Below are 12,844 nucleotides of genomic sequence, written 5' to 3' on the forward strand. Positions count from 1 at the left end.
CCAGTCCTGTCCCTTGGTCAAAGCCAGCACCGATCCTACATTGGACATTGTCCAAGTCAAATGTCGATCCAAAGTCACACCTGTTCGGAATCTGGTCCTCTGGCTGTTACGCTGCTTGCATGAGCGACCTACTGGAACGGCTGCGCGGACGCGGATGGCGGATGACCGCACAGCGGCGCGTGGTGGCCGAGGTTCTCGACGGCGAGCACGTCCACATGACGGCCGACGAGGTCCATGCGCGGGCCGTCACGAAGCTGCCGGAGATCTCCCGGGCGACCGTCTACAACACGCTGGGCGAGCTGGTGACGCTGGGCGAGGTGATCGAGGTCAGCACGGACAAGCGCGCCAAGCGGTACGACCCGAACGCGCACCGGCCGCACCACCACCTGGTGTGCGCCCGGTGCGGCGCGATCCGGGACGTGCACCCCACGGGCAACCCGCTCGCCGACCTCCCCGACACCGAGCGCTTCGGCTTCACGGTGTCGGACGTCGAGGTGACCTACCGGGGGCTGTGCCCGAACTGCTCGGGCGCGTGACCCAGGACATGTGACACGGGAAGTACGAGGGGAGGGGCCGCGGCCCCTCCCCTTTTCCGCGTCTTCGCTCAAGGAGGCGGGAACGACCGAGGGCCGGAATCCATTTCTGGATTCCGGCCCTCGGCCTTCAGTAGCGGGGACAGGATTTGAACCTGCGACCTCTGGGTTATGAGCCCAGCGAGCTACCGAGCTGCTCCACCCCGCGTCGGTGAACACGACACTACGGGAGGGAAGCCCGCGGAGGCAAATCCATTACCGGGCAGTGGCCCGGCTCACGCCGAGAGCTCCTCCCGCAGGGCGTCCCTGAGCCGGCCCGCCCGCTGGGCCACTTCCGCCGGCCCCAGCTCAACCGCGCGGTCGGCCCACCTCTGCCCCTCGGCCAGCTCGCCGCGACGCGCGTAGACCAGGGCCAGCCGGAGCGCCGCCCGACCGTGCCCGGCGTCGGCGGCCCGCGTCCACCACACGGCGGCCTCGGGCTCGCTGCCCTCCCTGGCCAGCAGCAGGCCCAGGTTGAAAGCCCCGTTGCGCGATCCGGCCTCGGCCGCCGCCCGGTACCACCGCGCAGCCTCCACCACGTCGCCCCGGGCCGCGGCGAGCATGCCCACCCGCACCTGCGCCCGGCGGTGCCCCTGGGAGGCCGCCCGCTCGTACCACTCCTCGCACTCGGTCTTCTCGTGCACGATCTCGCCCAGCTCGTGCGCCGGCTCCGGCGGCCGCCGCGCGTCCAGCAGGGTGGCCAGCCGGTACGCCGCCTCCGGGTTGCCGCCGCCGGCCGCGCAGCGCAGGTGACGCTCGGCCCCCTGCTCGTCGCCCTCGCGCAGCCGGGCGATGCCGACCTGCAGGGCGGCCTCGGTGTGCCCGGCCGCCGCCGCGCGCTCGTACCAGCGCAGCGCGGCCCCGGCGTCCTCCTCGGTGCTCCGTCCGGCGTACAGGATGCCGAGGTTGAACGCGGCGTCCACGCTGCCCGCCTCCGCGGCCTTGGAGAACCAGGGCTCGGCGCCGGCCGGGTCGTCGCCCTGGAGCAGCAGGATGGCCAGCGCGTTCGCCGCCTCCCGGTGCCCGGCGTAGGCCGCCCGCCGGTACCACTGCTCGGCCTGCGCGGTCCGGCCCTGCTCGGCGCAGAGCAGCCCGAGGTTGTAGGCCCCGTTGTCGTCCCCGGCGTCCAGCGCGGCCCGGTACCAGCGCTCGGCGGTCTGCGTCTCGCCGCGCTCGGCGTGCAGCGCGCCCAGCGCGTTGGCCGCGTTCCCGTCGCCGTCCTGGGCGGCCCTGAGCCACCACACGGCGGCGCTCTCGGTGTCCCCGGCGTCGCGCAGGAGGAACCCGAGCGCGCAGGCGGCCCGGGCCTCGCCGTCCTTGGCGGAGGTCAGGTACCAGCGCCCGGCCTCCTTGAGGTCCCCGCGCTTCTCCAGGATCGCCCCGAGGTGCAGCGCGGCCCGCCGGTGGCCGCGCGCCGCGGCCTGGCGGTACCACTGCTCGGTCTCCTCGACAGCGTTGTCGGCCCCGGCCGCCTCCTCCTCGGCGGCCCTGCGGTCGAGCGCGCGCGCCAGCCGGTAGGCGGCCTCGCGGTGCCCGCGCTCGGCGGCCGCGCGCATCCAGTCCCCGGCCTCGGTGTCCCCGCGGTGCTCCAGCAGGTCGGCGAGCGCGTAGGCGCCCAGGGCGTGACCCTGCTCGGCGGACTGGCGCAGCCAGTACTCGGCGGCGGGCTCGTCCCCGCGTTCGCGGTGGTGGCGGCCCAGCGCGTGCGCGGCGGCGGCCGAACCGGCGACGGCCGCGATCCGCCACCAGCCGGCGGCCTCCTCCGCGTAGCCCCGCTGGTGCAGCAGGACGCCCAGGTTGTTGGCGGCGGCGCGGTCGCCGGCCGCGGTCGCGGCACGCAGGTGGGGCTCCGCCGCGTCGAGGTCCCCGCGGCGCAGCAGCATCGCGCCGAGGACGCTCATCGCCTCGGTGTCGCCGGTCCCCGCGGCGAGCCGGAGGCGCAACTCCTCGGCGGCGTCCCCCATGTCACCCATTTCGTCCCGGGCCGGTCCCTCACCCGGAGACTGCACAAATCGCCCTGTCGTGAACAGAGTTGCCTTGTCCCCCATAACGTCCATCGTCGCACCACCTGCAACCTGGGTACACCCGGTATACCGCAGCCCGTGAGGTCACTTCAGCGTTTTGTCGACATGCCCACAGAGAGACAAGTCAAACACAGACGGCCCAACTCCCCACGGCGGCGCGGCCGTCATTCCGGTCTGTACATGAGTTCGCACATCACGAAGGCCCGGATCCCTGTAGAGGAATCCGGGCCTTCGACTTCAGTAGCGGGGACAGGATTTGAACCTGCGACCTCTGGGTTATGAGCCCAGCGAGCTACCGAGCTGCTCCACCCCGCGCCGTTGCTCAGCAACCGTATCACGGCGCGGGGTGGCCTTGATCAGCTCTTTCCGCCGCCGGACCCGCCGCCGTCGGCCTTGCTGCCGCCCGCCGCCTTGTCCGCCTTGGCCTGTGCCTCCTCGGCGCGCTTCAGCGCGGCCTCGAGGTCGTCCTGCGCCTTGGCGTACGCGGACCAGTCCGGCTTCGGCTTCTGCAGGGCCTCCTGGCCGGCGTCGAACGCCTTCTGGGCGTCGTCGAGCGCCTGCCTGACCGTCGGGTTGCCGGTGTCGGGCGGGTTGTTCCCGGTCTTGGGCGGCGGGGTGGAACCCGCCACCCCGAACACCTTGTTGAGGGCCTCGTCCAGCGTGTCCTCGAAGGCGGTCCTGCCCTCGTAGGTGACCAGCACCTTGCGCAGCAGCGGGTACTTCAGCTCACCGCCGCGCACGTAGACGGGCTCCGCGTACAGCAGGCCCCCGTCCAGCGGCACGGTCAGCAGATTGCCGTACTCGACCTTGGAGTGGCCTCTGCTCAGCAGGCTGATGGTCTCGGCGATGTCCTGTTCGGAGTTGAACTGGCTCTGGACCTGCTTGGGTCCGTCGACGGTCGTGCTGGTCGGCAGTTTCAGCAGTCTGATCTTGCCGTAGTCGGCGGTCCGCGGGTCGGAGTCGACGGCCATGAACGCGCTGAGGTTGTCCCGCCCGTTCGGCGTGAACGTCGTCGTCAGCGAGAACGCCTGCGCGCTCTGGTCCGGCATCCTCATGCTCAGGTAGTACGGCGGCACGGCGCTGCGCGAGTCGTTGGTCGGGTCGTCGGGGACCTGCCACACCTCGCTGCCGCTGAGGAAGGTCTGCGCGTCGGTCACGTGGTAGCGGGTGAGCAGCTCGCGCTGGACCTTGAACAGGTCCTGCGGGTAGCGCAGATGCTCCATCAGGTCGGCGGAGATGTCCGCGCGCGGCTGGACCGTGCCGGGGAAGGCCTTCATCCAGGTCTTCAGCACGGGGTCCGCGGTGTCCCACTGGTAGAGCTTGACCTCGCCGGTGTACGCGTCGACGGTCGCCTTCACCGAGTTGCGGATGTAGTTGACCTGGTTCTGCTGGGCCACCACCGCACGGGAGTTGTTCGTCGCGGTCAGCGAGTCGGCCGTCGTGTCGCCGAGGGTCGTACGGGAGGCGTACGGATAGCCGTTCGTGGTCGTGTAGGCGTCGACGATCCACTGGATGCGGTGGTTCACGACCGCCGGGTAGGCGTCGCCGTCGATGGTCAGCCAGGGGGCGACGGCCTCGACGCGCTCCTTGGGGGTGCGGTTGTACAGGATCCGCGAGCCCTTGCCGATCGCGCCGGAGTAGAGGATCTGCGGCTCGTTGAACGCCACCGCGTACGCGGCCCGGTTCACCGCGTTGTCGAGGTTGACGCCGCTCTTGCCCTGGTAGCTGGTGGTCTTCTCGCCCTCGTCGTCGGAGTAGTCGACCTCCTTCTGGGGGCCCCCGACGATCGAGTACGTGGTGGTCTTCTCGCCGTAGTAGATCTGCTGCTTGTAGGTGCCGAGGGAGCCCTCGGACGGCAGGTTCTTCTCGGTGAAGACCGGGCGGCCCTCGGCGTCGGCCTCGGTGCCCTTGGCGGCGACCGCGCCGTAGCCGTGCGTGTAGCGGAAGTGGTCGTTGATCCAGTTGTTCTTCGGGATGCCGCCCAGGTTCAGCTCGCGCAGGCCGATGACGGTGTCCTGCTCCTTGCCGTCCTTGGCGTACCGGTCGACGTCCAGGTTGGTCGGGAACCCGTAGTAGTTGCGGATCTGCTGGAGCTGCTGGAACGTCGGCGACACGATGTTCGGGTCCATGATGCGGATGCTGGCCGTGTCGGACACCTGGTCGCGCAGCTTGGTCTTGTCCTCGGTGGTGGACTTGCCGGCGTACTCGGTGACCTTCGTGTCGTCGATGCCGTACGCCTCGCGCGTCGCCTTGAGGTTCTTCTGGACGTACGGGGCTTCCTTGGCCTGCTCGTTGGGCTGCACCTGGAACTTCTGCACGATGGCCGGGTACAGGCCGCCGATCAGGATCGCGGACAGGACCATCAGGCCGAAGCCGATGACGGGCAGTTGCCAGGTGCGCCGCCACAGGGTGGCGAAGAACAGCAGCGCGCAGATGACGGCGATGCAGAACAGGATCGTCTTGGCCGGCAGGTAGGCGTTGGCGTCGACGTAGCGCAGGCCGGTCCAGTTGCCGGTGGCCTTGAAGTCGCTGGACTTGACGGCCAGTCCGTACCGGTCGAGCCAGTAGGCGACCGCCTTCAGCGCCACGAAGATGCCGAGGAGCACCGACAGGTGCCCGGTCGCGGCGGCGGTGGCGCGCGCGCCCGGGCTGGTGACGCGCAGCCCGCCGTACAGGTAGTGGGTGAGCGCGGAGGCGATCAGGCACAGGATCGCGGCGGCGAAGCCGAAGCCGAGCAGGAACCGGTACCAGGGCAGGTCGAAGGCGTAGAAGGAGACGTCGAGGTGGAACTGCGGGTCCTTCTGGTGGAAGGGCACGCCGTTGACCCACATCAGCCAGGTGCGCCACTGGCCGGCCGCGGAGGCGCCGGCGATCAGGCCGACGAGACAGGCGACGGCGAGCAGCAGCCAGGTCTTGTACGGCGCGATGCCCATCCGGTAGCGGTCCAGGCTCTGCTGCTCCATGGACATGGCGCTCAGCGGTGGCCGCAGCCGGTGCGCCAGCCAGATGTTGACGCCGACGGCGACGGCCATCAGCAGGCCGAAGACGAAGAACAGCCCGATCTTGGTCCACAGCGTGGTGGTGAACACGGACGAGTAGTGCACCGACCGGTACCACAGCCAGTCCGTCCAGAAGCCCGCGAACATGGTGAACACCATGCCGAGGACGGCGAGGACGCCCAGTGTCATGAGCAGGGCCCGGGCCCGCCGGGACGGACGTCCCGCCCTGATCCGTGGCCCCGTCGGGCCTCCGCCGCGGTCCGGCATCTGGAAAGCCAAGGTGCGCACCTCGAAGTCGCTGTCGATACGTCAGGCCGCCGCGTTCACGGGTCGGCCGAGGCCCCCCGTGATCGCGGGCCACACCTATGCAACTTACTCACGGTTCACTCGGTTCCCGATTCCCCCCGGGAACGAGGCAGGATTGTGACCATGTCCAACACTCCCATGGCAGCGAGCCCGCTCACCCGGGCCGTACTCGAGATCGACGAGTACGCCTCCGGCCTCGGCTGGGACCAGCCCGCCCGCCTCTTCGCCCTCGTAGACACCGCACGGCTGCGGGTACAGGAACCCTCGCTCGCCGCACAGCTCGGCCTGGACGCCGAGTCCGAATCGGCCGGCCTCACCCCGATCGAGCAGGAAGAGGTCCCGACGGACAAGCCCCTCGACGAGTTCCTCGGCACCATCGCCTGGCCGGACGCGGTGGTGGGCTGCGCGCTCACCGTGGAGCGCCTGATGCTGCCGCCGTCCGCCGAGGCACAGGTGCCGCAGGGCCTGAGCGAGGCCAAGCTGGCGAAGTGGGTGGCCGAGCACCCCGAGCGCCAGGAGGTCCGCATGACGGTCGCGGTACTGCGCGACGGCAGCCGCGAGTCCGCGCTGCGCCTGCGCGAGAAGGACTCCCCGACGGAGGTCCTGACGGGCCCGGAGCTGGTGCCGGGCCTGGCCGAGGCCCTGACGGCGACCTTCGAGGACTGACCTCCCCGCGGTCCTTCAAGGACCGACCTCCCGCGGTACGGCGACGGGGGCGCCCCGGGTGACCGGGAGCGCCCCCGGCGGCTTTCCGTGCCGAAGGCCGGCTACTTGGCGGTGCACTTCGGCAGGGCGGCGGTGTCGCCGGCGCGGATGTCCTTCAGGGCGTCGAGCGCGTCGCCGATGGTCTTGACCTTGACGAGCGTGAGCCCGCCCGGGGTGTCCTTGGCGGCCGCCGCGCAGTTGTCGGCGGGGGTGAGGAAGTACCGTGCGCCCTTGCTGCGCGCGCCGACGGTCTTCATCTCGATGCCGCCGATCGGCCCGACCGTCCCGTTGTCGTCGATGGTTCCGGTGCCGGCGACGAAGTTGCCGCCGGTGAGGCTGCCCGGGGTGAGCTTGTCGTAGATGCCGAGCGCGAACATCAGCCCGGCGCTCGGTCCGCCCACGTCGGCGAGCTTGATGTCGATGCTGAACGGGAACGTGTGGTCGGTGCCGGCGGAGATCCCGACGACGGCGCGCCGCGCCCCGCTGTCGTGGGAGGTCGCGGTCGTGATGCCGACGTCCCGGGTCTGCGTCGCCGTGCCGTGCCGCTTCTCGGCCGCGGCCTGCTCCTTGGCGGGGACCACGGTGAAGACGACCTTCTCGCCGGGCTTGTGCCGGGTGACGAGCTTGGCGACGTCGGTCGGCTGCTTGACGGCCGTGCCGTCCACGGCCTTGATCACGTCCCCGGCGTGCAGCCGCCCCTCGGCCGGGGTGCCCTTGACGACGGTGGAGACGATGACCCAGGACTTCACCGGGACGCCCAGCTCCTTCAGGGCGGCGACCTTGGCGCTCTCCTGGGACTGGCTGAACTCCTCGGCGTTCTCCTGGCTGGACTGCTCCTCGGTCTTGCCGTCCGGGTAGAGGGTGTCGTGCGGCACGATCTTGCTGTCGTGCGCCAGCCAGCCGTAGACGGCCTCCACCAGGTTCATCCGGAAGTCGGCGCTGGTGACCCGGACGGTGGTCATGTTCAGGTGGCCGTCGGTCGCGTAGGTCCTGTGGCCGGAGATCTGCAGCACCGGCTCGCCGTCGTGCTCCCCGAGCGTGTTCACGGTGGGCCCGGGGGACATCTCCGCGTACGGCACGGGGATGAGCACTCCCGCGCACAGGAGCGCGATCAGCATCAGGGTGGAGGCGAGCATCGTCGCGGTGCGGCGTGGCATGCCACGACAGTACGGGACGACTCCGTCAGCGCACCGTGAGGGCACCTCGACTCAGGCGCCGGGGGCGCCCGAAGACTGCTTCTCCATGGCCTCGCGGAACCGGGCGTACCCGTCCAGCTCGGGGCCGTCGCTGCGGGTCCTGCGGGTCCGGTTGGCCCAACTGCCCCACAGTCCGGCCGCGACCGCGGCCACCAGCGGAATCAGCAACCAGGCGAGAGCCGCCATGCCGACCTCCCAACCCCATGAGTGTCCGCGACTGAGTGATCAGCAGATTAACCATCCGCACTGACAACGCTCACGCGCGGGGGGTGGTTACGCAAGCGGACGGGCCGCTGCGCGCGCGGTGACGCCGGTCAGCAGGCGCCGACCCATGCCTCGGTCCCGTCGGAGAACCGCTGGTGCTTCCAGATGGGCACCTCGTGCTTCAGGTCGTCGATGAGCCGGCGGCAGGCCTCGAAGGCCTCACCCCGATGGGGGCACGACACGCCGACGACGACGGCGAGGTCCCCGACCCGGAGGTCGCCCACCCGGTGGACGGCGGCCAGCGCCCGCACGGGGAACTCGGCGGCGACCTTCTCGGCGATCCGCCGCATCTCGGCCTCGGCGCTGGGGTGGCAGGAGTACCCGAGCGCGTCGACGTCGGCGCCCCCGTCGTGGTCGCGCACCGTCCCCACGAACAGCGCGACGCCGCCGGCCGCGTCGTCCCCGACGGCCGCGAACACCTCGTCGACGGAGAGCGGGGCGTCCCGGACGCCGATCAGCTTGATGGGGTCCTGCGCCGCCTGCTCACCGGGGTGATCGTTCGTGGGTGCCATGCCCTCCATCGTGCCCCACGCATCCCCCGTCCCGGAATACGACTTTCACCAGGCACGCGCGCGCGGGGTCTTGGAGCCTCCTACAGGGCGCGCCGGACGCGGTTCCCGCGGAGGACGCCGCGGGGGCCGTCCGCCTCACCGCCGGCGGGCCTTGCGGGCCCGCCGCACCACGGCGGCCGCGCCCAGCAGCGCCACCGTGGCGCCCGCCGCTCCGGCGGCCGTGGCGTCCTTGCGCCCCAGCCTGCGGCCGACGACCGTGTGCCGCCCGGAGACCTCGCCCAGCAGCTCCGCCAGCACCTCCTCGTTGGTCCAGCGGGGCCGCCACCCGGCGTCGTGCAGCCGGCTCCCGCTGACCACCCAGGGGTACATCGTGTACGCCAGGTCGCCCGCCGGGGACGGGGTGAGCCCGATCCGGTGCAGCCGGGCGGCCGCGCCCAGGGCGACCGCCGACGGCAGCTCCATCCGCCGGATGCCGCTCAGCTCCTCGACCTCCTCCTGCTCCAGCCACCCGTCGCAGCCGACGGCCAGCTCCCCGTCGGCCTTCTCCAGGACGGCGTACTCCAGAGCGCCGCACAGGTCCTCGACGTGGCAGAACTGCCAGGCCGGCCGCGACCCGGCGACCACCAGCAGCCGGGGCGACTCGAAGTACCGGGTCAGCGCGGTGTCGGTGCCTCCCACCAGCACCGCGGGCCGCACCACCGTGACGTTCAGACCCGGGTGCGCGCGCGGGGCGCGCCGCGCCAGCCGCTCGATCTCCAGCAGGTCCCCGACGCCGGTGGCCTCGGCCGTCGCGCGCAGCTCGGCGTCCTCCGACAGGGGCAGCTCGTTGTCCGGCAGCGCCCCGTAGACCATCGCGGAGGTGCACAGCACCACCCGGTGCACTCCGGCCGCCGCCGCGGCGGTCAGCACGGTCTGCGTGCCGCGGACGTTGTAGGCCGTGCGCGCCGCGGGATCGGTCTCCAGGTCGAGGTCGAGCGCGAGGTGCACCACCACGTCCGCGCCCCGCAGCTTGTCCGCGATCGCCGGATCGCGGACGTCGAGGATGTGCCACTGGGCGGCGGCGCACTCCCCGCGCCGTTCGTCGATGGCGATGACCTGCTTGATCTCCTCGGAGGCGGCGAGCCGCTCGGTGAGCATGGCGCCGACCCCGGCGGCCGCGCCGGTGACCGCCACGACGGGCCCGCGCACGGCGGTCGCGCCGTCGGCGCGCGGCGCCGGGGCCGAGGGGCTTCGGTCGGGCGACGGGCGGTCTGAACGGTTTCGCGCTGCGCGAACCTGCGGATCTGGGGAACTCACCGGGCGTCTCCAGCGGTTGTCTTCGGTACGGGCGCGAGTGAGGCGCACGTACCAGGTGCATCCATCCTGCCGCAGGCTTTCCGTGGGCGAAGCACCGAGGCCCGATCGGGTCCGGGTGTCTACGCTGGGTGGTGACGTCGGGCAGCCGCGCCGCCGGAGAGAACCGGTGGCCTTACCAGCCGAGGAACCCCGTGAGTGACACCCCATTCGGATTCGGCCTTCCGCCGGAGAAGCCGGAAGACGGCGACGAGGGCAAGAAGAAGGACCAGCAGAGCGGTGGTGAGCAGGGACCGGGCAACCAGTTCGGTTTCGGGCTGCCCGGAGCCGGAGGCTTTGGCGGCCCCGGCGCCGACAACCCGCTCGCAGCGATGTTCGGATCCCTGAACCCCACCGACCTGGGCGCCGCGTTCCAGCAGCTCGGCCAGATGCTCTCCTACGAGGGCGGCCCGGTTAACTGGGACATGGCCAAGCAGATCGCCCGCCAGACGGTCGCCCAGGGCACGTCGGACGGCGTCAAGGACGCCAGCGTCGGCGACGCCGAGCGCTCCGCGGTCCAGGAGGCCGTCCGCCTGGCCGACCTGTGGCTGGACGACGCCACGTCCCTGCCGTCGGGCGCGGCCTCGGCGGTGGCCTGGTCCCGCGCCGAGTGGGTCGAGGCCACCCTGCCCGCGTGGCAGGAGCTGGTCGACCCGGTCGCCGAGCGGGTCGGCGCGGCCATGGGCGACGTGCTGCCGGAGGAGATGCAGGCCATGGCGGGCCCGCTGATCGGCATGATGCGCTCGATGGGCGGCGCCATGTTCGGCACGCAGATCGGGCAGGCCGTCGGCGTGCTCGCGGGCGAGGTGGTCGGTTCCACCGACATCGGCCTGCCGCTGAGCCCGGCCGGCAAGGCCGCGCTGCTCCCGGCCAACATGGCGGCGTTCGGCAAGGACCTCGGCGTGCCGCAGGAGGAGGTCCGGCTCTACCTGGCCCTGCGCGAGGCGGCGCACCAGCGCCTGTTCGCGCACGTGCCGTGGCTGCGCTCGCACCTGTTCGGCGCCGTCGACGGCTACGCGCGCGGCATCAAGGTCGACACGGCCAAGCTGGAGGACGTGGTCGGGCAGTTCGACCCGCAGAACCCCGAGCAGCTGCAGGACGCCCTCCAGCAGGGCATGTTCCAGCCGGAGGACACGCCCGAGCAGAAGGCGGCGCTGGCCCGTCTGGAGACCGCTCTGGCGCTCGTCGAGGGCTGGGTGGACGCGGTGGTGCACGCGGCCGCTAAGCCGCGTCTGTCCTCCGCCGACGCGCTGCGCGAGACGCTGCGCCGCCGCCGCGCCTCCGGCGGCCCGGCGGAGCAGACGTTCGCCACGCTGATCGGCCTCGAGCTGCGCCCGCGCCGGCTGCGTGACGCCTCCCGGCTGTGGGCCTCGCTCACGGACGCGCGCGGGGTGGACGGCCGGGACGCCCTGTGGGCCCACCCGGACATGCTGCCGACGGCCACCGACCTGGACGACCCCGACGGCTTCGTGCACCGCGAGCAGCTCGACTTCTCCGAGCTGGACAAGATGCTCGGCGAGGCCGCGGGCGGCGCCGCGGGCAAGCCCGACCTGCGCAAGAAGGACGAGGACGACAAGGGCGACGAGACCGAGTGAGCCTGCACGACGAGGCCGTCCTGGAGCTGAAGGCGTACGACGGCCAGGAGGGGCTGCGCCAGGCCTATCTCGACCATCTGGCGGCGCACCCGGACGGCATGTGGAAGGCGTGCGGGGCCGGTCACCTCACGGCGAGCGCGCTGGTGGTCGACCCCGAGCGCGGCCGGGTGCTGCTCACCCTGCACCGGAAGCTGCGGATGTGGCTGCAGATGGGCGGCCACTGCGAGCCCGGCGACGCCACCCTGCGGGACGCCGCCCTGCGGGAGGCGACGGAGGAGTCGGGCATCGCGGGGCTGTCCCTGGTGCCCGGCGGCCCGGTCCGGCTGGACCGGCATCCGATCCCGCCGCCCTGCCACTGCCACTTCGACGTGCAGTACGCGGCGCTCGCTCCGCCGGGAGCGGTCCAGGAGATCAGCGACGAGTCGCTGGACCTGCGCTGGTTCCGCTACGACGAGGTGGCCGGCGTGGCCGACGAGTCGGTCGTGAGGCTGCTGGAAGCGGCGCGCGCCCGGCTGTGAACGCCGGACGCGGGTGAGGGGCGTCCGCACGCGGCGGACGCCCCTCACCCTCGCTCACCGCGGGTCAGCTCCAGACGTTGCCCTGGTTCTGCCCGCGCGCGCCCTGCTGCCCCATGCCGAACTGCGCGGCGAGGCCCTGCCCGATCTGCGCGTGCTGCGGCGGCAGCAGCTCGCTGGGCTGCACCAGCGCGAAGCCGGCGCCCATGAAGCTCAGCTCCCAGCCCTCGCCGGTGCTGCCGCGCCGCCGCCAGACGCCGGAGGAGTGCGTCTGGGCCTGCATCTGCACCCGCAGCCCGGTGGACCAGGCGACGATGGCGTCGGCGTCGCAGTTGACGTACTTGTCCGGCGTGACCCGCATCAGCAGCGGCGCGCCCGAGGTCATCAGGGCGACCTTGCCGTGCCCGGTGATGTTCAGCTGGTACTTCCCGGAACCGGAGATGCCGTAGAGGCTGTCGACGGCGATGACCTCGTGGTGCAGCGTGGAGTCCATGGCGAGGACGTAGGAGCTGTCCACCGTCAGACCGTCCTGGTCGACGTCCATGAGGTGCACGTACTGGGCGAGGTTGGCGAGGTAGACCGTGCCCTGCCCGTGGCAGCGCATCAGGTCCAGGCCCTCGCCGGTGTACCTGCGCGCGCGTGCCTGGCCGCTGCCGCGGTACTCGGCGTCGAACTCGACGAGGCCCTGGTAGGCGACCATGGTGCCCTTGCGGGCGAGAAGGTCGTCGTGGCCCTCCAGGGTGACGCGGAGCATCTGCTTGTTCTGCAGGCTCCAGCGCTCCTGGGTCTGCTGGTCGTTGTGGGCGAAAAGCGGGCTCTGCATG

Annotated in this window: 11 protein-coding genes and 2 tRNA genes; 4 read left to right on the top strand and 9 right to left on the bottom strand. The window is 71.8% G+C overall.

Annotated features, from left to right (window positions below):
- Positions 1 to 119: 119 nt before the first annotated feature.
- Entirely contained in the window at positions 120 to 536 is a 417-nt protein-coding gene (locus tag TNCT1_RS01050; protein WP_143627134.1) for a Fur family transcriptional regulator, read from the top strand.
- Between the two features lie 131 nt (positions 537 to 667).
- Here the strand turns inward: TNCT1_RS01050 and TNCT1_RS01055 are convergent.
- The 4 genes from TNCT1_RS01055 to TNCT1_RS01070 all read right to left on the bottom strand — a co-directional run bounded on the left by TNCT1_RS01055 (position 668) and on the right by TNCT1_RS01070 (position 5,862).
- A tRNA-Met gene (locus TNCT1_RS01055) sits at positions 668 to 741 on the bottom strand.
- A gap of 67 nt (positions 742 to 808) precedes the next feature.
- The gene (locus TNCT1_RS01060; RefSeq protein ID WP_174266088.1) at positions 809 to 2,629 is read right to left on the bottom strand and encodes a tetratricopeptide repeat protein; all 1,821 of its coding nucleotides are present in this window, start codon (positions 2,627 to 2,629) and stop codon (positions 809 to 811) included.
- Positions 2,630 to 2,837: 208 nt separating this feature from the next.
- Positions 2,838 to 2,911: transfer RNA gene (locus TNCT1_RS01065), tRNA-Met, on the bottom strand.
- A 41-nt stretch (positions 2,912 to 2,952) separates the two neighbouring features.
- Positions 2,953 to 5,862: a UPF0182 family protein gene (locus tag TNCT1_RS01070; RefSeq protein ID WP_235902312.1), complete on the bottom strand. Its 2,910-nt coding sequence runs from the start codon at positions 5,860 to 5,862 to the stop codon at positions 2,953 to 2,955.
- A gap of 162 nt (positions 5,863 to 6,024) precedes the next feature.
- Between TNCT1_RS01070 and TNCT1_RS01075 the strand changes: the two genes are divergently transcribed.
- Complete coding sequence (locus TNCT1_RS01075; protein WP_143627140.1) at positions 6,025 to 6,567, top strand: PPA1309 family protein; 543 nt, start codon at positions 6,025 to 6,027, stop codon at positions 6,565 to 6,567.
- 101 nt (positions 6,568 to 6,668) lie between these two features.
- Here TNCT1_RS01075 and TNCT1_RS01080 read toward each other — a convergent pair whose 3' ends face one another.
- The 4 genes from TNCT1_RS01080 to TNCT1_RS01090 form a co-directional block, all read right to left on the bottom strand.
- Positions 6,669 to 7,763: a PDZ domain-containing protein gene (locus TNCT1_RS01080; RefSeq protein WP_143627142.1), complete on the bottom strand. Its 1,095-nt coding sequence runs from the start codon at positions 7,761 to 7,763 to the stop codon at positions 6,669 to 6,671.
- Between the two features lie 51 nt (positions 7,764 to 7,814).
- Positions 7,815 to 7,988 carry a hypothetical protein gene (locus TNCT1_RS35740; protein WP_174266091.1) on the bottom strand — a complete coding sequence of 58 codons (174 nt, stop codon included), beginning with the start codon at positions 7,986 to 7,988 and terminating at the stop codon, positions 7,815 to 7,817.
- A 128-nt stretch (positions 7,989 to 8,116) separates the two neighbouring features.
- Positions 8,117 to 8,578, bottom strand: a complete 462-nt coding sequence (locus TNCT1_RS01085) for a molybdenum cofactor biosynthesis protein MoaE (protein ID WP_143627144.1) — start codon at positions 8,576 to 8,578, stop codon at positions 8,117 to 8,119.
- A gap of 135 nt (positions 8,579 to 8,713) precedes the next feature.
- A complete protein-coding gene (locus tag TNCT1_RS01090) occupies positions 8,714 to 9,874 on the bottom strand; it encodes an SDR family oxidoreductase (RefSeq protein WP_143627146.1) in 1,161 nt (386 codons plus the stop codon).
- Positions 9,875 to 10,065: 191 nt separating this feature from the next.
- Between TNCT1_RS01090 and TNCT1_RS01095 the strand changes: the two genes are divergently transcribed.
- Both TNCT1_RS01095 and TNCT1_RS01100 read left to right on the top strand, forming a co-directional pair.
- On the top strand, positions 10,066 to 11,505 hold the full coding sequence (locus TNCT1_RS01095; RefSeq protein ID WP_143627148.1) for a zinc-dependent metalloprotease: 1,440 nt from the start codon (positions 10,066 to 10,068) through the stop codon (positions 11,503 to 11,505).
- Positions 11,502 to 12,023: an NUDIX hydrolase gene (locus TNCT1_RS01100; RefSeq protein WP_143627150.1), complete on the top strand. Its 522-nt coding sequence runs from the start codon at positions 11,502 to 11,504 to the stop codon at positions 12,021 to 12,023. The genes TNCT1_RS01095 and TNCT1_RS01100 overlap by 4 nt, the downstream gene beginning before the upstream one ends.
- 64 nt (positions 12,024 to 12,087) lie before the next feature.
- Here the strand turns inward: TNCT1_RS01100 and TNCT1_RS01105 are convergent, their stop codons facing one another.
- Positions 12,088 to 12,843, bottom strand: coding sequence for an AIM24 family protein (locus TNCT1_RS01105; protein WP_143627152.1), 756 nt, complete (start codon positions 12,841 to 12,843; stop codon positions 12,088 to 12,090).
- Position 12,844: the final 1 nt, after the last annotated feature.

The sequence above is a fragment of the Streptomyces sp. 1-11 genome, assembly GCF_007176755.1.
GTDB lineage: Bacteria > Actinomycetota > Actinomycetes > Streptomycetales > Streptomycetaceae > Streptomyces.